Consider the following 19,896-nt stretch of genomic DNA (forward strand, 5'->3'; position numbering starts at 1 on the left):
CTCAGAACGACCGGTAGTCCCGCACCGGCATGCGCGGACCGCGCGCGGGCGGGCGCAGCCCGGTGAGCCAGACCAGCACGGTCGCCCGGTGCCGATGCCCCGCGTACGGCTCAAGCAGCCGCAGCATCCCCTGGTCGTCGGTCTTCTCCCCGGTCAGCGCGTAGCCGACGAGCTTGGCCAGGTGGTAGTCGCCCACGCTGACCGCGTCGGGGTCGCCGAACGCCCGCTGCCGCACCTCGGCCGAGGTCCACACCCCGACGCCGGGCAGCGCCCGCAGCAGCCGGTCGAGCTCCTGCGAGGTGGCCGCGGCCTCCAGCTTGCCGGCGTGCCAGGCGGCGGTGGCGATGGTCCGCGCGCGTACGGCCTCGGCGCCCGCCCGGTGCCAGTGCCAGCTCGGGATCTGCCGCCACACGGCGGGCTCGGGCACGACCCGCATGCCCTCGGGGGCCGGGCCCGGCGCGGGCTCGCCGTAGCGGGCGAGCAGCCAGCGCCAGGACCGCCACGCCTCCCTGCCGACGACCTTCTGCTCCAGCACGGCGGGCACCAGCGCCTCCATGACCCGCCCGGTACGCCCGATGCGCAGCCCCGGATGCTTCCTGGCCGCCTCGGCCAGCACCTCGTGCCGGACGCTGAAGCCCGAGAGGTCGTCGTCGGCGCCGAGCAGCGCGGGCAGCGTCTCCAGCGCCCATCCGGCTCCGGGGCCCCACGCCTGCCCGAGCACGGCGCCGCCCTGCACGCTCACCCGCAGCGTGCAGGGCCCGTCGGGCGTCCTGGACGTACGCCACACCGCGCCGTCGCGGCCTCTGCGCCAGGTGGGATCGCCGCCGCCCCTGCGATGGGGCTCAAGGGCGAGCTGGACGTCGAGCGGCCCGTCCGGCACCCACCTGCGCTCTTTCACGCGTACAGTCTGCCGCCTCCAGGGACTGCGTTCAGACGTCGCTGGAGTAGCGCAGCGCGCGCTCGGGCAGCTCGACGCCGGGCCAGATGCGCACGCCGTGCTGCAGTTCGTTGCCGGGACCCACGATGGCGCCGTCGCCGATGACCGCGTCGCGCACCACCGTGCCGGCGCAGACGCGCGCGCCCTGGCCGACCACGGAGTCGATGACGGATGCGCCCGCCTCGATGACGCAGTCGTCGCTCAGCACCGAGCCCATCACCGTGGCCCCCGCCTCCACCACCGCGCGGGCGCCGACGGCCGTGCCGCCGAGCACCTTGGCGTCGGGCGAGACCCGCGCGCCGTCGAGCGCCAGGTATTGGCCAGGCGGGCCGGGCAGCGCGGGCGAGGACAGCCGCCCGAGCACCAGGTCGCGCGAGCCCTGCACGAAGGCGGCGGGCGTGCCGACGTCGAGCCAGTAGGTGCGGGTGGCGTAGCCGAGCACGAGCCGCCCCGACTCGATGAGGCCGGGGAACGTCTCGCGCTCGACCGACACGACCTCGCCGCGCGGTATGGAGTCGATCACCGACCGGGTGAAGACGTAGCAGCCGGCGTTGATGCGGTTGGTGACGGGGTTGGGCGTCTTCTCCAGGAACGCCGTGACCCGGCCCTCGTCGTCGGTCGGCACGCAGCCGAACCGGCTGGGGTCGACCACTTCTGTCAAATGGAGCGTTACAGCGGCCTCGCGCGCGCGGTGAAGGCGGACCTGCTCGCCGATGTCGTGCCCGGACAGGATGTCGCCGTTGAGTACGAGCACCGGATCATCGGGACCGGAGGTGAGCGCCTCGGCGGCGTTGCGGATCGCCCCGCCGGTGCCGAGCGGCGTCTCCTCCGTTATGTACTCGAGCGAGAGCCCGAAAGCCGACCCGTCGCCGAAGGCCGGCTCGAACATGGACGCCTTGTACGAGGTCGCGAACACGATGCGGCGCACGCCGAACGATCGTGCGCGCGCCAGCTGGTGGGCCAGGAACGGCACCCCGGCGGTCGGCAGCAGCGGCTTCGGCGTGCCCAGTGTCAGCGGACGCAGGCGCGTGCCCTGCCCCCCGACCAGGAGGATCGCCTCGAGGTCTGGCAAAGAGCTCTCCATCACTCCGTGAGGTTACCGAACTATTCGATCGCGCGTTGATAAGAGCTGAGATGCGCTTCCGCCGAGGCGTCCCAGGTGAACTCGCGGGCCCGCGCCAGGCCGGCTTCGCCGAGCTGCCGCCTGCGTTCGGGGGACGACAGGAGCTGGCCGAGCGCGTCGGCGATGCTGTCGGCGTCCGGCTCGGTGTAGGCCACCGCGTCGCCGCCGACCTCGGGCAATGACGTGCGGTGCGTCGTCAGCACCGGCGCGCCGCAGGCCATCGCTTCGAGCACCGGCAGCCCGAACCCCTCGCCGCGCGAGGGGAAGGCGACGACGAGCGCGCCGCCGAGGAAGCCGGGCAGCTCGGGCGCGCTGAGGTAGCCGGGCCTGACCACTCTGACCGTGGCCTCCACCTCGCGGCAGGCGGCGTCCACGTCGTCCTCGTGCACGCCGCCGCCGATCACCAGCGCCGGCGGCTTGTCCAGCCGCTTGACGGCGGCGGCGAAACCGCGGATGAGGTTGGGGACGTTCTTGCGGGGGTCGAGCGCGCCCAGGAACGCCACGTACGGCTGGCCGTGCAGCCCGCAGCGCGTGGCGGCCCGCTTGATCTCCTCCTCGGTCGGCGGGTGGAACTGCGTCATGTCCACGCCGTGGTAGGCGACGTCGATGCGGGTGGGGTCGGCGTCCAGCACCCGGATCAGCTCGTCCCTGGTGGCCTTGGACGGCACGATGATGCGCCGGGCGTGGCGTACGGCGGTGCGGGTGGCGGAGCGGAAGAAGGACGCGCGCGGGCTGTGCTGGTCGGGCTCGGTGAACCAGGTGACGTCGTGCACGGTCACCACGGTCGGCACGCCCGAGCCGAGCGGGATGGAGTAGTAGGGGGCGTGGATGACGTCGGCGCCGGCCTTGCGGGCGAGCAGCGGCAGGCCGGTCTGCTCCCACGCGAGCCTGGCGGCCCTGTTGGCGATGGCGACGGGCCCGGGGATGACTTCAGCGGACGGAGCCAGGCGGCGGTAGCGCTCGGCCTCCGTGCGCTGGCAGACGACGGACAGCTGCGCACCGGCCCGATCGAGCGCGGCCACGAGCCCGTCCACGTACCTGATCAGCGCTCCGCGGTCCGCGGGTACCGCGGCCGCATCGACGAGCACACGAGGCATACGAAGATCTTCTCCCCTCAAGATCAACGCGGGACCGGGCGTCCCCCTCTGAAATTTCAGCTTATGACCAGCCTCCCCTAAATCGTGGGCCAAATCACACTGAGTCGCGACGCGCCGCGATTCCCGCGGTGCCCGCGCAGATGAGGTCGCCGGCGATGATCACGACGCGGGAGGCGAGGGCCACCGCGATCGCCGAGCCGCGGTCGAGCTGGGGAGCGAGCACCGCGACCATGGCGACCTCCCTGACGCCCGCGCCCGCGGGGATCACGAAGGTGAGGATGCCGAGGCACCACGACAGCGCGAACGCGCCGATGGCGAAGATCAGGCCGCCCTGCGGGACGACGAAGTAGAGATGGACGCCGTAGGCCACCCAGCCGGCCAGCGCCCAGCCGAGCGCGGTGAGCATGCCGCGCCTGGTCAGCGGGCGTTCGAGCGGCTCGCGGCGCAGCTTGCGCAGGGCGAAGCCGATCACCGCGTTGACGACCTTGGGCTCCAGCGCCACGAGCAGCACGGGGATGAACAGCAGCAGCCAGCCGAACCTGTCCCAGCCGAGCGTGACGAGCGTGACCAGCAGGCCGGTGGCGAGCTGGATGGGCATCATCAGAAAGAACGCCGCGGCGCTGCGGGTGCGCGGCACGCCGAGGTCGCGGCCCATCTCCATCTGGGCGAGCACCGGCCAGACCGTGCCGGGGATGTACTTGCCGAGCTGGCCGACGAAGAACACCTTCGCGGCCGGGCGTACCGGCAGCGGCGAGCCGAGGTCGGACAGCAGCGTGCGCCAGGTCAGCATGGCTCCGAGCAGGGCGGCGACGACCGCGACCAGCGAGCCGCCGAGCGCCGGGGGCGACATCCTGGCGAAGCCGGCGACGACGGCGTCCCACTCCCTGATCACCGCCCAGGCGCCGAAGCCGAGCGCGATCGCCAGGAAGCCGTATCTCACCAGACGGCGAGCCGGCGAGCGGCGGGGCACGGCCTCGGAAGCGGCCTCGTCGGTGGTCACAGCGGCCGCACTCGCTCGGGCGGCTGCGGCAGGTGCGCGCCGATCGGCTTGCGCGCCCGCTTGGTGGCCACCCACAGGTATGTCGGCACGAGGGGCAGAAGCAGCCTGAGCACCCCGCGCGGCGTGTGCGCGAGCACGGCCCTGACCACCTTGCCGAGCAGGCCGGGGAACAGCTCGCCGCCCGCGAACCTCTCCGGCGTGGCCAGCACTGGGATCGTGTAGTCCCACACGTGGAAGGCGCGCAGCATCTTCCGCAGCCCGCGCCGGGTCCTGAACCGCTCGTAGTAGTGGTCGGCCCGGCCGAAGGCGCGCACGTAGCGGTCGGCGAGCGCGGGCGGCAGGTAGGACAGGAACGGCAGCTTGTAGTGCGGCTCCATGATGCCGAGCCGGTTGCCGAGCCCGAGGTAGAGCACGCCGTCGTCGGACAGCACCCGGTGCATCTCGGCCACCACCGCGTCGGGGTCGACGACGTGCTCGTAGATGTGGTTGAACACCAGCACGTCGATCGAGTTGTCGGGGAACGGCAGCGCCGTGCCGTCGCCGCAGACGAACGCCACCCGGTCGCCGAACCGGTCGGCCGCCTTGCGCAGCCCCGGCACGTCGATGTCGATGCCCAGGGTGTGCTTCGCGCCCGCCTGAGCCAGCTCGTCGGCGATGAAGCCGGCCGAGCAGCCGACGTCGCCCACGGTGCGCCCGTGGAGCGGCCCGTAGAAATGCTCCAGGACGGCGATGATCTTCGCCGCCTTCCGCCGCCGCTTCGCCTCGTCGAGCATGGCGGACTGGAACTCGGAGTATTCGAGCTGCGCGACCCGTTGCTTCACCCGTTGTCTGACCACGACTCCCAACCGTACCGACCTCCGCGCCCCTTCGACGTCAAACGGCTTTGGTACGGTGGCCGACCCAGCGGAACGCTGACGAATGGGGGCACAGTGGCGCTTTTCGACAAGATCCGCGGCGAGTTCATCGACATCGTCGAATGGCTGGACGACAGCCGCGACACCCTCGTCTGGCGCTTCCCCCGGTACGACAACGAGATCAAGATGGGCGCCCGGCTCATCGTGCGCGAGTCGCAGGTCGCCGTCTTCGTCAACGAGGGCCGCATCGCGGACGCGTTCGCGCCCGGCACGTACACGCTGGAGACGCGGAACCTGCCGGTGCTGTCCACGCTGAAGGGCTGGAAGCACGGCTTCCACTCCCCCTTCAAGGCCGAGGTGTACTTCGTCAGCACCCGGCAGTTCGCCGACTTCAAGTGGGGCACGCGCAACCCGATCATCGTGCGCGACCCCGAGTTCGGGCCGGTGCGGCTGCGGGCGTTCGGCGCGTACTCGGCCAGGGTGACCGACGCCCGCGCGCTGCTGCGCGAGCTGGCCGGGACCGACCCGCAGTTCCGCACCGAGGAGGTGGAGGGCTACCTGCGGCAGATGGTCGTCGGCCGGCTCGCTCACGCGCTCGCCACCGCCGGCGTGCCGTTGCTCGACCTCGCCGCCGGGCAGCACGAGATCAGCCGGCGGATCGCGCGGGCGCTGACCGAGGACCTCGCCGGGGTGGGCCTGTCGATCCCCGCCTTCACCATCGAGAACATCTCGCTGCCGCCCGAGGTGGAGCAGGCGCTCGACAAGCGCTCCCAGATGGGCATCGTGGGGGATCTCGGCGAGTACGCCCGCTTCCAGGCGGCCGGCGCGCTGGACGGCGCGGCCGGTACCGGCGAGGGCGTGGGGCTCGGGATCGGCATGGGCATGGGGGCGGCCGCCGGTCAGCACCTCGCCGCCGCGCTCCAGCCCCAAGCCCCCCAAGCCCCGCACGGCCGGCAAGCGCCTCAGCCCGCGCCGCCGCAGGCACCTCAGGCTGCCCCGCCGCAGGCGGCGCAGCCCGTCCCGCCTCACCCGCCTCAGGACGTCCCGCCGCCGCTGCCGCGGACCTGGTACCTCGGGGTGGGCGGCGAGCAGCGCGGCCCGTACGCGGAGAAGGACCTGAGGGCGGCCGGGCTGACCGCCGACACGCTCGTGTGGACGTCCGGCATGCCCCAGTGGCTGCCCGCCCGCGACGTGCCCGAGCTGGCCGCGCTCCTGCGCGACACCCCGCCCCCGCTCCCGCCCGCCTGACCAGGACTCCGCAGACCCGCGCAGGCGGCCGGGAGCCGATCAGGAGCGCGGCGCCCGGCCGCGGACCCGCAGACCGGCGCCCGGCCGCGGACCCGCAGACCAGAGCCCGACCAGGAGCCCCGACCAGGAGCCCAGACCAGGAGCCCAGACCAGGAGCACAGCAATGTCCTCGCCCACCCAGACGCCCGCCCATCCGTGCCAGGGGTGCGGCGCGAGCGTGGAGTACACCCCAGGGACCCTCGCGCTGCGCTGCCCGTACTGCGGCTTCGAGCAGCGGATCGCGCCGCCCGCGCGGCCAGTCCGCGAGTTCTCCTACGACGCCTTCCTGGCCAAGCCGCGCGTCCACGCGCTCGCGCCCAACAGGTTCACCTGTCCCGGCTGCGGCGCGCGCACCGAGAGCGACGCGCTGTCGCGGGCCTGCCAGTTCTGCGGCACTCCCCTGGTGGCGGACACGGCGGGCGGCGACCAGATCGCGCCCGAGGCGGTGCTGCCGTTCGCGCTCGACAGGAACGGCGCCAGGCAGGCCCTGCGTACGTGGGTGCGCAGCCGCTGGTTCGCCCGAGCCGGCTGAAGAAGGTCTCCGAGGCGGAGACCATGAAGAGCACGTACCTGCCGCACTGGACGTACGACGCCCGCACGGTCTCCGACTACACCGGCCGGCGCGGCGAGCACTACTACGTCACCACCACCCACACCGACTCCAACGGCCGCACGACCACCCGCCGCGAGCGGCGCACCCGCTGGTATCCGGCGCGCGGCCGGGTGGCCCGGGACTTCGACGACGTGCTGGTCCCCGCCACCCGGAGGCTCCCCGCCGACCGCCTCGGCAAGCTGCAGCCGTGGCCGCTGAAGCAGGCGCTGCCGTACGAGCCCGCGTACGTGGCCGGGCACCACAGCCTGCGCTACGACGTCGAGCCGCAGACGGGCATGGAGCAGGCGAAGGGGATCATGGCCAAGGTCATCGAGGCGGACTGCCGGCGCGACATCGGCGGCGACGTCCAGCAGGTGCACCGGGTGGACACGCACTATTCGGACGTCACGTTCAAGCTGGTGCTGCTGCCGGTGTGGGTGGGCAACTACCTGTTCGGCGGCAAGACGTACCAGGTGCTCATCAACGGCGTGAGCGGGGAGGTGCAGGGCGAGCGGCCGTACAGCGTGGTGAAGATCGTCGCGGCGGTGACGGCCGCGCTGGCGCTCGTCGCCTGCGTCGTCTGGCTTTACCAGACGTACCGCGCGTAACCTGGCCTGATGCTCCGCCGACTGCTGCGCATCTATCTCGCTCTGGTCGCGCTCGCTTTCCTCGGCTACGGGATCGCCTCCAACTGGCAGGAGACCAGCGCCGCACTGTCGCGCATGTCGCCGTGGGCCGTGGCCGGCGCGTTCGGCTCCGTGCTGCTCGGTCAGTTCTTCATGCTGGTGGCCTGGCGGGAGATCCTCGCGGGGCTGGGCACACGGCTGCCGCTGCCGATCGCCGGGCGGATCATGTTCGTGGGCCAGCTCGGGAAGTACATCCCGGGCGCGGTGTGGGCGTACGCGGCGATGATGGACCTCGGCCGCGACCACGGCAGCCCGCCGCGCCGCACGTTCGCCACGATCTCGCTCGGCCTGGTGATCAACCTCGGGGTGGCGATCTCGATCGCGGCGGCCACGCTCGGCACGCAGGAGGCGGTGCGGCAGGCGTGGTACCTCGTGCTGCTGGTGCCGGTCATCATCGTCTGCCTGCACCCGAAGGTGCTGACCTGGGGCCTCAACCTGGCGCTGCGGGTCGCGCGCAGGGAGCCGCTGGAGAACGCACTGCCCGGCCGTACGGTGCTGGTGGCGGTGGGCTGGACGGCGCTCGGCTGGATCGTCTACGGCCTGCACATCTGGCTCGTCGCGGGCCGCACCGACCTCTACGTGATCGCCACCGGCGCCTACGCGTTCGCCTGGGCAACCGGCATCCTGGCCGTCGTGATCCCGGCCGGGGTCGGCATCAGGGAGGGCGCCCTGGTGCTGGTGCTGGGGCCGCTCATCGGCACGCCCGCGGCGCTCGCGGTGGCGATCGTGTCGCGGGTGGCGTTCACGCTGGCCGACGCCGCGCTGGCGGGGCTGTTCGTGCTCCTCGGCCGTCAGGCGGCGAGCAAGGCCCCCGCGTACGCCGACCAGAACGGCTCGGGATCGACCGCCTTGACCCCCGACCGCAACCTCTCGGGCTCGCCCGAGGCGTAGAACCGCTCGATCGCCTCGCGCAGCGCGCCCACGTCGTTGGGCTCGACCAGCAGGCCGTCCACGCCGTCGGTGATGTGCTCGGCCAGCGCGCCCACCCGGGTGGCGATCACCGGCACGCCGTGCTCGTGGCCGAGCCAGACGTTCTGGCTGGCCGTGGCGCTGCGGTAGGGCAGCACGAGCGCGTCGGCGGTGGCGAACAGCTTCGGCACCTCGCTCGCCGCGACGTAGCCGGGCCGCAGGTCCACCCGGTCGCCGATGCCCAGCTCGGCGATCAGCGCCTTCGTCTCGTCGAGCCCGCCCCAGAACTCCCCCGCCACGGTGAGCGAGATGCCCTCGGGCAGCGCCCGCAGCAGCAGGTCGAGCCCCTTGTACGGGCGCACGATGCCGAAGAACAGCAGCCTGCGGTGCACCTCCTGCGAGCGCTCCGCCGTCGTGGACGGCAGGTGCGGCGGCAGCCCGGCCACGCTGACCGGCGTGGCGGCGAGCCCGCGCGCCAGCTCCGCCTGCTGATCGGAGTGGGCGAGCACGCCGTCGACCCGGCCGAGCAGCGCCTTCATCAGCGGCTCGTCGTAGAACTTGCGCTCGTGCGGCAGCACGTTGTGGCAGAGCGCGACCGTGCGGGCGCGGCGCTTGAGGCCGTACAGGATGCCCAGGTAGGCGGGCACCTGCACCGGGCTGAGCACGGCGAGCACGACCAGGTCCGCCGAGCGCAGCCGCCGCCCGGCGGCCACCCATCCGTCGGGCCGCCGCCAGTCGAGCCTGCGCAGCGTCCTGTCGTACGGGGTGCCCTCGGGCTCGGAGATCGTCTGCTGCCCCGGGTAGAGGAACGACGGGTATTGGGCGCGCCAGGACTCGATCACCACGTCGTGGCCGAGCGCCGACAGCCGGTGCGCCAGCTCCGTGGTGTGCTGGGCCCCGCCGCCCTTGTACGGGTAGGTCGGCCCGATGATCGCGATGCGCACGGTCACTCGCCCCGCGAGCGCACGATCAGGTCGGCGAGCAGCGCCACGGACCCGATCAGCATGCCCGAAAGGAAGATCATGACGGTGTTGGCGGGGAAGTAGAACGGGTGCTGGATCATGTCCCAGACGCCCTTGACGAACCCGATGCCGACCAGCCACAGCGCCGGCGGCATGAGCACCTTGAGCGGGTTGAAGTACATGATCATCCGCAGCACCTGGAGGATGTAGCGGTAGGCGTCGGAGACGAAGCTGAACTTCGACTTGCCGGCCCGCTTGGAGTATTCGGTCGGCAGGTAGTAGATGTCGTGCTGGTTCATCAGGAACGACAGCGTGATCGTCGTGACGCACGAGAACCCGGGGGCAGCAGCCGCAGGTAGGGCCGCGCCACCTCTTTGCGGAAGGCCCGCAGGCCGGAGTTGAGGTCGGGGATCTTCTGGCCCGCCAGCATCTCCGCGATCTTGCGGATCACCCACTTGGCCTGGCACGCGCAGCAGCTTGTGTGAGCCCTCCTCGCTGGTGCGCGCCCCGACCACCTGGTCGATCGACGGGTCCTTCTCCAAAATCTGCACCAGCTCGGGGATGCGCTCGTTGGCGTAGGACATGTCGGCGTCGGTCCACACCACGATCTCGCCCCTGGCCTCCTGCGTGCCGATGCGCCGCACGGTGCCGGAGCCGCCGTTGCGGTGGAAGGCGCGCACGCGCAGGTGCGGATAGTCGGGTGCGGCCTCCTTCAGCCGCGCCAGAGTCTCGTCGGTGGAGCAGTCGTCGATGGCGACGAGCTCGTACGTGTAGCCGCTCGAGTCCATCGCCTTGGTGATGCGCTCCACCTCGTCGATGACGTGGTCCTGCTCGTTGTAGCAGGGCAGGACGATCGTGACGTACGGCGCTTCTTCCACGGCGGTTCCACTCTTGGGGGTCTCTGGCGTGCTCACGGGGGTCGAGGTTACTCTGCCCGGCTGGAAGGCGAGTGCACATCGCCCCAGCGGGGACCCCGGCTTGCGGGACTTCTCCTCCCAGTGTGACTCATCTTGGTCAGGCCACGGTCATCCAGACGTTGATTCTCAGCGACCAAGTGGCATTGGGAGCTTCAGTGAGCGACCGCTCGTCCTGCCGCGTGACCAGCCGCATCACCTGCGTGGCCGGTCCGTACGGCGAGACCTGCGGCTCCTCGGCCCCCATCAGCACCGGCACCCGGCCCGCCGCGCGCACCCGCTCGATCTGGCGGCGCACCTCGCTCTGCGGCGCGACGTCGCCGCCCCGCCGCTTCACCCTCGCCGCCGGCCGGTCGCACATCCCCCGTACGACCTGAACGAACCTGTCACCGGTCACCCGCTCGACGAACAGCACCGACGCCCGCTCGGGGAGGCGCGCGCACATCGCCTCGATCGCCGCCGCCTCGCCGCGCTCGACCGGCGTGAACGCGGTGCCGATCGACGTCACCGCGGGCGGCGCGAGCACCAGCAGCACCGCCATCACCGTGCCCCACTTGAGCACCAGCGGGCCGTGCCGGTCCATCAGCCGCCGCAGCCGGGTCAGCCCGTACGCGGCCAGCAGGATCACCCCCGGGATCACCACCGGCACCAGGCGGCGGGCGGCCCACGGGTGGTCGGGGGTGATCTCCGGCCGCAGCAGCGTGGTGACCGTCGTCCAGCCCACCACCGCGAGCGGCAGCAGCCAGGCGAACGACGAGCCGTCGCGCAGCAGGCGGCGCACGAGGAGCGCGGCGGCGATCGTGGCCAGCGCCAGCGTGGCGGGGCCGAGGTACCAGGTGACCCAGTGCAGGGAATTCTCGAAGTACAGGCGGGTGCCGTCCTCCGGCAGGCCGTTGGCGCGCTGGATCTGCCGGATCATCTCGTACGTGCGCCAGTCGTCCGGGTTCGACGGCTGCCTGGTGACCGTCTGGTACCACGGGCGGGCGTACAGGGCCACCATGAGCAGCACGGTCAGCACCGCGCCGGTCCTCGGCACCCACCGGGGCATGCGGAGGCGGGCAAGCACGGGGGCGGCGGCCGTGCCCGCGGCGGTCAGCACGAGGACGGCGGCGCTGATGAGCAGCAGCGGCCGCACCGAGCCCGACAGATACTCCAGGTACGGCCTGGCCAGCAGGTACGCCGCCGCGAGCCCGACACCGGCGCCGGCCACCAGCCCCGCGAGCAGCGGCGGCCCGAGGCGGCCCACCGGGCGGCCCAGCCTGCGCAGCGCGATCAGCAGCCCGGCGAAGGCGAGCACCGGCAGCGCGTCGCGCAGCCCGTCGATCCTGACCAGCACCGCGAGCCCGAACACCAGCCCGGCGAGCAGCGCCTTCAGCCGGTTCGGCCGGCCGTCGCCGGCTCCCGTGAGCGCGGTGCCCGCCAGCGCGTCATAGGCCAGCGCCAGCCCGCCGAACAGCAGGATCATCGACGGGATCTCGCTGAACGTGGTCCGCGAGGTGTACAGGACCGGCATGCAGATCGCGAACGCCGTGGCCGCGACCACGGCCCAGCGCGCCCCGGCCAGCCGCGCCACCACGCCGCCCAGCGTGAGCACCGCGAGCGCGCCTAGCACCACGGGCATCATGAACGGCGCGCCCAGCCAGTCGCCGATCGCGAACAGCATCGGCGGGCCCGGCATGAACTGCGGCAGCACCCCGCCGTCCACGGCGTAGAACCCGACGCTGTCGAACTCCAGGCCAGGGTCCGGGCCGCCGAACGCCTCGGGGTGCACCGGGATCGGCAGCGAGCCGTGGCCGGCGATCCAGGCGGCGTACTGGGCGTAGGTGGCCGGGTCTCGCCTGACGGCGAGCTGCTCCGAGTGCAGGAGCGCGTTGAAGATCCCGGAGGCCAGCGCCACGCCCACGACTCCGAAGAGCTGCCACCAGGCCGCCCGCAGCCCCCAGCCGTCGGGCTCGTCCTGGACGAGGCTCTTCGGCCTGCGGTCCCGTGCCGTGCTCTCGGGCTCGCCGTCCCGGACCGGACCGTTGGGTTCGCTCTCCTGAACCGGGCTCTCGGGTCCGCCGTCCCGGACCGGAACCCCGGCCGCCCCGGCCCGCAGGCCGCGGGTGCCCGCCCAGCACAGCAGCGCCGCCGCGGCCACGCCGAGGATCGTGACGGGGACCGGCGTGAACCAGCCGAGCAGCAGCAGCGGGAACCCGGCGAGCAGCCAGCCCGCCACGGCCAGCGCGGGCAGCACCGACAGCGTGGCGAGCCACCGGCCGGGACGATGATCGTGTTCCATCGGAGACCGAGCGTATCCAACCCCGCGGACCTGCCGTGGCCGCGGGCGGCCGTAGAGGCGCTCGGGACGGGCCGGAGGCTCGGGCAGGTCGAGAACGCCGGTAGCGTACGCGACGTGCCGGAAATGGGGAGGACCAGCGGGTGATGGCGGAAGCGCACGCCGGAAGGCCCGGGGAGCCCGCCGACGCAGCGGATCTCGGAGACGCCGCAAAACCCGCGACTCCGGGACGGCTCAGGCGGTCCGGAGAGCCCGCCGAGGCCGGAGAGCACGCCGAGGCCGGAAAGCCCACTGAGGCCGGAAAGCCCGCCGAGGCCGAAAGCCCCGGCCGGGGCAGGAGGCGGCAGGCGGCCGGGGTGCGGGACCGGGTGCGGCGGCACCGATGGTTCCTGCTGGTGCTGGGGCTCGGTGCGGTGCTTCGGGCGCTCGCGATGCTCGGCTACCGCCCCGCCCTGTGGTTCCCCGACTCCTACACCTACATCGTCACCGTCTTCAGGCCCCGCCCCGACCTGGTGCGCCCGGCCGGCTACTCGATGTTCCTCAAGCTGCTGGAGCCGCTGCACGCGTTCGGCGCGGTGACGGCGGCGCAGCACCTGCTGGGCCTCGCGACGGGCGTGCTGATCTACCGGGCGGCCCGCCGCGCACCCAGGTGGGTGGCGACGCTGGCGACGGTACCGGTGCTGCTGGACGCGTACCAGATCGAGCTGGAGCACCTGCTCGTCTCGGACACGCTGTTCATGTTCCTCGTGGCGAGCGCGGTGGTGCTGGCCGTGCGGACGCGGCCGGCGGCGCTCACGCTTGCGGGCATCGGGCTGCTGCTCGCCGCCGCCACGCTGACGAGGACCGTCGGGCAGCCGCTCATCGTGGTACTGGCGGCCTGGTTCCTGCTGCGCGGGCGGATCAAGCCCGCCGGGGTGCTGCTGGCCGCGGCGCTGGTGCCGGTCATCGCGTACGGCGCCTGGTTCTACGCCACCTACCAGCGGGTGGGCCTGATAGGTGCGAACGGAGTGTTCCTGTACGCCCGCACGATGTCGTTCGCCGACTGCGCCGAGATGGACCCGCCGCCCGACCTCAGGGAGCTGTGCGACCCGCGCCCGCCTGACCAGCGGCCGCCGTCGCAGGAGTACATCTGGGCCCAGGACTCCCCGCTGGTGCGGCGTCCCGGCATCACGTTCACGAAGGAGACCGACGACCTCGCGGCGAGGTTCGCGATGCTCGCGATCACCTCGCAGCCGCTCGATTACGCGAAGTCGATGCTGGCGGAGCTGGCCCGTACGTTCCGCTGGGACCGGCCGATCTACCCCGACGCCGAGATCTACGGCTACTACCAGTTCCCTGCCGAGCGGCCGGGCCCGCCTGGCCGCTATCCCGCACAGGTGGGCGCCGAGTATGCCAAGCTCTACGAGCAGGGTGCGATCGGTACGGAGATCGTCGAGCCGTATGCCGGTTGGCTTCGGGCTTACCAGAGCGTGGCACGCCTGCCCGGATCGCTGCTGCTGGCGATCCTGCTCGTGCCACCGGTGGCGGTGATCGCCCGCAGGCGCGCGGGCAGGCACCTCGCGGCGCCTCCGGCCTGGCTGGTGCCCTGGTCGGTGGCCGTCGTGCTGCTGATCACACCGGCCGCGGCCGCCGAGTTCGACTACCGGTACGTGCTGCCGGCCGTACCGGTGGCCTGCCTGGCGGCGGCCCTCGCCATCGGGCCCGCGGAGGTGAGACGACGCGAACGACGACGCGACGAGCGAGGACGACCTGGTCGCGGAGAAAGAGTTTGGCGATGATATTCCACCAAATGTCCGGCTCTGAGTATGCTGTGCCGCGGAAACATCACGCCCGGGTCACGGCCGTTCCCCACGTTCATGGCCCGTGGCACGCCGTACGTGACCTAGTCTCGTGGCGCGAAGCGGCCGAACCGGCGGCGCAAGGAGTGAGGTCGGGGGGCGTATGACTGACTACAGGAGCGTGCCGGTAGTCGATTCCGCACACGGCCGACGATCCGCCCCCACGCAGCCGGGCAGCCGGATGGCGCGCAGAGCGGCGGCCGCACCGCCGCCACCGCCCGACGACCGTCCCCCGCGCGGCCACCGTTCCGGCGGCTCGGGCGGCGGCCAGACCAAGATGCGCGTGCTGGCGTGGGTCAGCGTCGGCGTCACCACGGCCATGGTGGCGGGCGCGCTCACCGCGTACACCGCCTACCGCGACGCCTTCGGCAACATCAACGAAAAGAGCGTCAAAGAAGACATCATCAACCCGCGACCGCCCGACACCGGCGCGCTCAACGTGCTGCTCGTCGGCTCCGACACGCGGGCGGGGGCCGGCAACGCGAAATACGGACAGAAGATGGCCCGCACCTCCGACGCGGGCGGCAAGCGCACCGACACGATCATTCTCCTGCACCTGTCCCCCGACCGGGACAAGGCGCGGCTGATCAGCTTCCCGCGCGACTCCATGGTGCAGATCCCCAAGTGCAAGAACGAGACCACCAAGCAGGAGATGCCGCCGCGCCGCGACATGATCAATTCGGCGTACAACACGGGCGGCATCGCCTGCACGATCTCCACACTCGAAACGCTCACCGGCATCCGCATCAACCACTTCGTCGAGGTCGACTTCAGCGGCTTCAAGAACATCGTCGACGCGCTCGGCGGCATCGAGATCTGCCTGAAGTCCGGCGTCAACGACAAGGCGTCCAAGCTGGTGCTGCCGCCCGGCAAGAGCCTGCTCGACGGTGAGAAGGCGCTCGGCTACGTACGCCTGCGCAAGTACGGCGACGGCAGCGACATCCAGCGCATCAAGCGCCAGCAGATCTTCCTCAGCAAGGTCGTCGCCAAGGCCACCAGCAGCGAGCTGCTGACCGACGTGGGCCGGCTGCGCGACTTCATCGCCGCCGCCGCCAGCTCCGTCACCATGGACCCCGAGCTGGCCAACGACACCGAACGGCTCATCGAGATCGCGATGAGCGCCAAGAAGATGACGGCCAACGGTGTGCAGTTCACCACGGTGCCCTGGCTGCCCGACCCCGACGACCCGAACCGGGTGGTCTGGAAACAGCCCGACGCCAACGAGCTGTTCACCGCGATCAAGACCGACACCGAGGTCACCAAGCCGGCCGAGACGGGCACCCAGACGGCCGCCAAGCCGAAGGCGAAGATCAAGCCGGAGCAGGTGCGCGTCCAGGTGCTCAACGGCACCAAGACCGTCGGCAAGGCCCGCGAGGTCGCCGACATGCTGGCCAAGCAGGGCTTCAACGTCGTGGGCCTGGGCAACTACGAGGCCCCCGGCGGCGCGAGCCTGGCCAAGACCGAGATCCACTACGCCAAGACGGCCGCCACCGGGTCCGACTACGCCGACACGCTCGCCGGAGCCGTCCTGCCCAAGCCGCAGACCGCCGCCGGCAAGGTGAAGGCGGCCGGGGCGCAGCCGTACACCTCGGCGGCCACCACGACCACCGCCGGAGCGCCCGCCAAGGGCACCCCGGTGATGCAGCTCGTGGTGGGCGAGGACTTCGAGTCGGTCAAGGTCACCAAGCTGCCCGACAGCGTCAAGAACAGCACCATCACCGCGTCAGAGCAGAAGAACGTGTGCACCTGAGGCTCCAAGTTCGCTGTGTAACGTCTCGTTCCGGCCCTCTACGAGAGACAGGACTCCTGAGGCGGGCTAGGCTGTTGCGGGTCGGCGACGCAGCGCGAAACGGGCCGTGTACGGTCCATGACCGCGCTGCCGTCGTGTTCCCCGGCCCCGAGCGAAGCTGAGCGACTTCCTTCTGTGTCTGACACCAGATCCTCCCGACCGGCCACGACCCCCCGGCGTCCCGATGAGGAGGGACCTGCCAACACGGGAGCCCGTTGGCCGATGCCGGAAGAGACCTTCTGGAGCGAGTCCACCGACCCGCACGGTGTGGCGCCAGGCGAGCTGACGCAGCCCCAGCCGGCCGTCACACCGGAGGACCCGGCTCCCGAGCCCCGGCCTCGCGGCACCAGCCCCGAGGCCGGGCGCTCGCGCGCCCGCGACGCGGAGTCAGGACGATCGCGCTCCAACGGCCGGCACGCGGAGGCCGGGCACCCGTACACCGACGGCCGCCACTCCGACGCCGGCCACCCGCACGCCGACGGCCCCGGCTCCGACGCCGGACACCCGCACGCCGACGGCCGCCACTCCGGCGCTGGTGACCGCGGCTCGGCCGCCGGTAGCACCCGCTCCGGCGACCGCGGCTCCGAGGCCGTGCACCCGTACTTCGGCAGCGCGGCGCCGGACGCCGCACTCTCCAACGGGCGCCGCTCCGACGCCGGACACGCGTTCTCGCGTGGCCGCCACGCCGAGGACGGTCAGCCGTTCGGCGACGGCCGGGACGCGGGACGCTCGCACTTCCAGAGCCGCTCTCCGGAGGCCGCCGGGCAGCCGGCCGCCAACGGGCGCGGCGGTGAGACCGGGCAGCAGGCCGCCAACAGGCGCGCCGCCGAGACTGGACGGCCTGTGGCCGGCGGCCGCGGTGCCGAGGCCGGGCAGCCGGCCGCTGACGGCCGCAGCGCTGAGACCGGACGGTCCGTGGCCAACGGGCGTGGCGGCGAGCCGGGGCGGCTTGTCGCCGGCGGTCGCCGTGGCGATGCCGGGCAGCCGGTCTCCCGTGACCGGCGTGCTGAGGGCGGCGCGCAGCGTTCCCCGGCTCACGGCCGGAGCCCGGAGGCCGGCGAGGCACGTCCTCAGGGCCGTGGCCGGGCTCCGGAGGTCAGTGACGCCCGCCAGGGCCGTGGCCGGGCCGCGGAGACCGCCGACGCGCGTACCCAGGGCCGTGGCCGGGCTCCGGAGGCGGGTGACGCGCGGGCGCAGGCCCGTGCCGCCGCCCCCGAGGGCAGGCGGGCCAGGAGGGCGGCCGAGGAGCCCGTCGCACGAGCGACGGCCCCGGCGGCGGCTCAGGAGGCCGGGCAGCCGGCGGCACGACAGGCCGGCCAGGCCGCGACCGGCGGTCAGCGGCGCAGGGGATCGCAGGACGCAGCGGCGGCGGGCACGGGCACGCGTACGCAGGAGCGGCCCGAGCCGCAGCAGCAGCCCGAGCGGCCGAAGCGCAAGCGCGACCCGTTCCTCGACAACGTCAAGTTCCTCCTGATCGCGCTGGTGCCGATCGGCCACTCGCTGGTGCCGACGCTGTCGGCGGACTCGGCGCGCGCGGCCTACATCTTCATCTACACCTTCCACATGCCGCTGTTCGTAGTGATCAGCGGCTTCCTGTCCAGGAACTTCTGGAACTCCAACGCGAAGACCAACAAGCTCGTCGACACGTTCCTCATCCCGTACGTGATCGTCGAGGTCGGCTACGCCGCGCTGCGCTTCGCGCTGGGCCAGAAGTGGAGCCTGACGATCATCGACCCGGCCTGGCTCAACTGGTACCTGCTGGCGCTGCTGTTCTGGCGGCTGTCCACACCGGTGTGGAAGCGGATGAGGTACCCGGTGCCGGTGGCGATCGCGATCTACCTGTTCGCCGGGTTCTCGCAGATCTCGGGCGACTTCAGCATGGACCGCTTCTTCGGCCTGCTGCCGTTCTTCGTCATCGGTTTGGTCCTGCAGCCCGAGCACTTCGACATGCTCAACCGCACGTGGATCAAGGTGGTCGCGGTCTTCACCATCCTGGGCGCGGCGGCGGTGGCGATCCTCATCGCGCCCAAGGCGCCGCTCGGCCCGTTCTACTACAAGAACAGCTACCAGGACCTCCACGTGTCCTGGTGGATGGGCCTGGGCGTGCGCACGGGCCTGCTGATCTGCGCGCTGGCGATGTGCTTCGCGATCCTGGCGCTGGTGCCCAGGAAGGAGACCTGGTACACCGACCTCGGCACCCGCACGCTCTACTGCTACCTCCTCCACGGCGTCCCGGTGCTGATCGCCAAGGAGATGGGCTGGCTGTCGGTGCCGTGGCTGTACGGTCCGCTGGGCGTGCTGGCCATCTCGTCGTGCGGCTTCCTGCTGGCGATCATTCTGTGCCTGCCGCAGACCCGCACGCTCTTCAAGTGGATGCTGGAGCCGCGCCTCACCTGGCTCTATCGCCGGCCTTCGCGAAGTTAAGCGACCGTTCCTTTCGCATTAACGCCGTTGACCGGACGGGCGCGGAGCATCGATCCATGCGTGCATGTGTCGCCACGACCGTCCACCATCCCGAGGACGCCCGGATCATGCACCGCCAGATCCGGGCGTTGCTCGACGCGGGCCACGAGGTGACCTATGTGGCACCGTTCACTCACTTCAACGTGACGCCCGCCGTCGAGCTGAGCGCGGTGGACGTGGCGCACCTCGCCTCCCCGGGCCGGGTCAGGGCCGCGCTCAGGCGCGCCCTGCGCGGCGCCGACCTGCTGATCGTGCACGAGCACCGGCTACTGCGCGCGCTGCCGCACCGGCGTCCTCCGGTCGTCTGGGACGTCCGCGAGCAGGTCGCGCCCAAGCGGCTGGACCGCGCGCGGCGGCGCCATCAGGTGATCACGCCGGCCGAGGTGCCGGAGGCGACACTGGTGTCCCCCGCGCCGCTCCCGCCAGGCGACACCAGGGTCGTGCACATCGGCCGCCTGTCGGTCGAGCGCGGCGTGATGGAGCTGATCGGGCTGGCCGAGCGCCTGGTGCCGCACGGCATCCGGGTCGATCTCATCGGGGCCGCCGCACCCGGCGTGCGGCCGCTGCTGCGCGACGCGCAACGGGTCGGCCTGCTCGACTGGTACGGCTACGTGCCGCTCCGGCACGCCCTGCGCATGTCCGAGGGCGCGCTGGCGGGCCTGTCCCTGGCCGACTCGTCGGTGACCGCCGTACCCACCAAGATCCTCGACTACATGGGTCGTGGGCTGCCCGTGGTCACCACACCGCAGGGCGCGGGGCCGGTCGAGGCGGCCGGGTGCGGGATGGTGGTGCCGCTGGACGTGGACGCGGTGCTGAACGCCGTACTGGATCTGAAAGAGGACCCGGAGCTGCGGGTGCGGCTGGGCAAAGAGGGGCACGCGCAGGCCCGGCTGAACCACCACTGGCCCGATCACGCGCCCGCCTTCGTCCGCCGCGCCGAGTCGTGGGCCGGCGCCACCACCCACGCCCCGGCCGTCCAGCCCGCCCCCGCCCCGGCACGGCCGACGCTCACGCGGCTCCGGCGCAAGCCGGACGCCACCCGCCCCTGACCGGTCCGCCTCCCTCCCCGACACGGCCACCACCACCTGGCCGGCAGGTCGCCCCCCTTCCCTCCGACACGGCCGCCATCACCTGACCCCGGCAGGTCGGCCCCCTTTCCCCCGACAC

Annotated in this window: 15 protein-coding genes and 1 pseudogene; 8 read left to right on the top strand and 8 right to left on the bottom strand. The window is 72.2% G+C overall.

All coding sequences use genetic code 11. The features are described from left to right. Nucleotide 1: 1 nt before the first annotated feature. From WBK31_RS30060 to WBK31_RS30080, 5 genes are all read right to left on the bottom strand, one after another. Nucleotides 2-898 (bottom strand): DNA-3-methyladenine glycosylase 2 family protein, encoded by an 897-nt coding sequence (locus WBK31_RS30060; protein WP_364060123.1) that lies wholly within the window; start codon nt 896-898, stop codon nt 2-4. 31 nt (nt 899-929) lie between these two features. Further along, a complete protein-coding gene (locus tag WBK31_RS30065; RefSeq protein WP_364061359.1) occupies nt 930-2,021 on the bottom strand; it encodes an NDP-sugar synthase in 1,092 nt (363 codons plus the stop codon). Between the two features lie 20 nt (nt 2,022-2,041). Beyond that, nucleotides 2,042-3,157 (bottom strand): glycosyltransferase family 4 protein, encoded by a 1,116-nt coding sequence (locus WBK31_RS30070; RefSeq protein WP_406673523.1) that lies wholly within the window; start codon nt 3,155-3,157, stop codon nt 2,042-2,044. Nucleotides 3,158-3,251: 94 nt separating this feature from the next. Further along, complete coding sequence (locus WBK31_RS30075) at nt 3,252-4,157, bottom strand: lysylphosphatidylglycerol synthase domain-containing protein (protein WP_378786330.1); 906 nt, start codon at nt 4,155-4,157, stop codon at nt 3,252-3,254. Next, entirely contained in the window at nt 4,154-4,993 is an 840-nt protein-coding gene (locus WBK31_RS30080) for a methyltransferase domain-containing protein (protein WP_364060114.1), read from the bottom strand. The genes WBK31_RS30075 and WBK31_RS30080 overlap by 4 nt, the downstream gene beginning before the upstream one ends. A gap of 93 nt (nt 4,994-5,086) precedes the next feature. Here WBK31_RS30080 and WBK31_RS30085 point away from each other — a divergent pair, with 93 nt between their 5' ends. The 4 genes from WBK31_RS30085 (at nt 5,087) to WBK31_RS30100 (ending at nt 8,467) form a co-directional block, all read left to right on the top strand. Then, complete coding sequence (locus tag WBK31_RS30085; RefSeq protein WP_406673524.1) at nt 5,087-6,259, top strand: SPFH domain-containing protein; 1,173 nt, start codon at nt 5,087-5,089, stop codon at nt 6,257-6,259. Between the two features lie 163 nt (nt 6,260-6,422). Next, nucleotides 6,423-6,830: a hypothetical protein gene (locus WBK31_RS30090; protein WP_406673525.1), complete on the top strand. Its 408-nt coding sequence runs from the start codon at nt 6,423-6,425 to the stop codon at nt 6,828-6,830. Nucleotides 6,831-6,853: 23 nt separating this feature from the next. Then, nucleotides 6,854-7,498 (top strand): hypothetical protein, encoded by a 645-nt coding sequence (locus WBK31_RS30095; RefSeq protein WP_378786324.1) that lies wholly within the window; start codon nt 6,854-6,856, stop codon nt 7,496-7,498. A gap of 9 nt (nt 7,499-7,507) precedes the next feature. Beyond that, nucleotides 7,508-8,467 carry a YbhN family protein gene (locus WBK31_RS30100; protein WP_378786322.1) on the top strand — a complete coding sequence of 320 codons (960 nt, stop codon included), beginning with the start codon at nt 7,508-7,510 and terminating at the stop codon, nt 8,465-8,467. Here WBK31_RS30100 and WBK31_RS30105 read toward each other — a convergent pair. The 3 genes and pseudogenes from WBK31_RS30105 to WBK31_RS30115 form a co-directional block, all read right to left on the bottom strand. Then, nucleotides 8,368-9,429 carry a glycosyltransferase family 4 protein gene (locus tag WBK31_RS30105; RefSeq protein WP_364061356.1) on the bottom strand — a complete coding sequence of 354 codons (1,062 nt, stop codon included), beginning with the start codon at nt 9,427-9,429 and terminating at the stop codon, nt 8,368-8,370. The two genes, WBK31_RS30100 and WBK31_RS30105, sit on opposite strands and share 100 nt — an antisense overlap. 2 nt (nt 9,430-9,431) lie before the next feature. Next, nucleotides 9,432-10,361 (bottom strand): annotated as a pseudogene (locus WBK31_RS30110) (glycosyltransferase family 2 protein). 100 nt (nt 10,362-10,461) lie between these two features. Next, nucleotides 10,462-12,642 carry a hypothetical protein gene (locus WBK31_RS30115; RefSeq protein ID WP_406673526.1) on the bottom strand — a complete coding sequence of 727 codons (2,181 nt, stop codon included), beginning with the start codon at nt 12,640-12,642 and terminating at the stop codon, nt 10,462-10,464. 365 nt (nt 12,643-13,007) lie between these two features. Here WBK31_RS30115 and WBK31_RS30120 point away from each other — a divergent pair, with 365 nt between their 5' ends. From WBK31_RS30120 to WBK31_RS30135, 4 genes are all read left to right on the top strand, one after another. Beyond that, nucleotides 13,008-14,417, top strand: a complete 1,410-nt coding sequence (locus WBK31_RS30120) for a hypothetical protein (RefSeq protein WP_364060096.1) — start codon at nt 13,008-13,010, stop codon at nt 14,415-14,417. A gap of 163 nt (nt 14,418-14,580) precedes the next feature. After that, the gene (locus WBK31_RS30125) at nt 14,581-16,227 is read left to right on the top strand and encodes an LCP family protein (RefSeq protein ID WP_378786317.1); all 1,647 of its coding nucleotides are present in this window, start codon (nt 14,581-14,583) and stop codon (nt 16,225-16,227) included. A gap of 261 nt (nt 16,228-16,488) precedes the next feature. Then, nucleotides 16,489-18,690, top strand: coding sequence for an acyltransferase family protein (locus WBK31_RS30130; protein WP_406673527.1), 2,202 nt, complete (start codon nt 16,489-16,491; stop codon nt 18,688-18,690). A gap of 56 nt (nt 18,691-18,746) precedes the next feature. After that, nucleotides 18,747-19,778: a glycosyltransferase gene (locus WBK31_RS30135; RefSeq protein ID WP_364060087.1), complete on the top strand. Its 1,032-nt coding sequence runs from the start codon at nt 18,747-18,749 to the stop codon at nt 19,776-19,778. The last annotated feature ends 118 nt before the right edge of the window (nt 19,779-19,896 follow it).

The organism is Nonomuraea sp. N2-4H (assembly GCF_045291505.1).
Classification (GTDB): Bacteria; Actinomycetota; Actinomycetes; order Streptosporangiales; family Streptosporangiaceae; genus Nonomuraea; species Nonomuraea fastidiosa.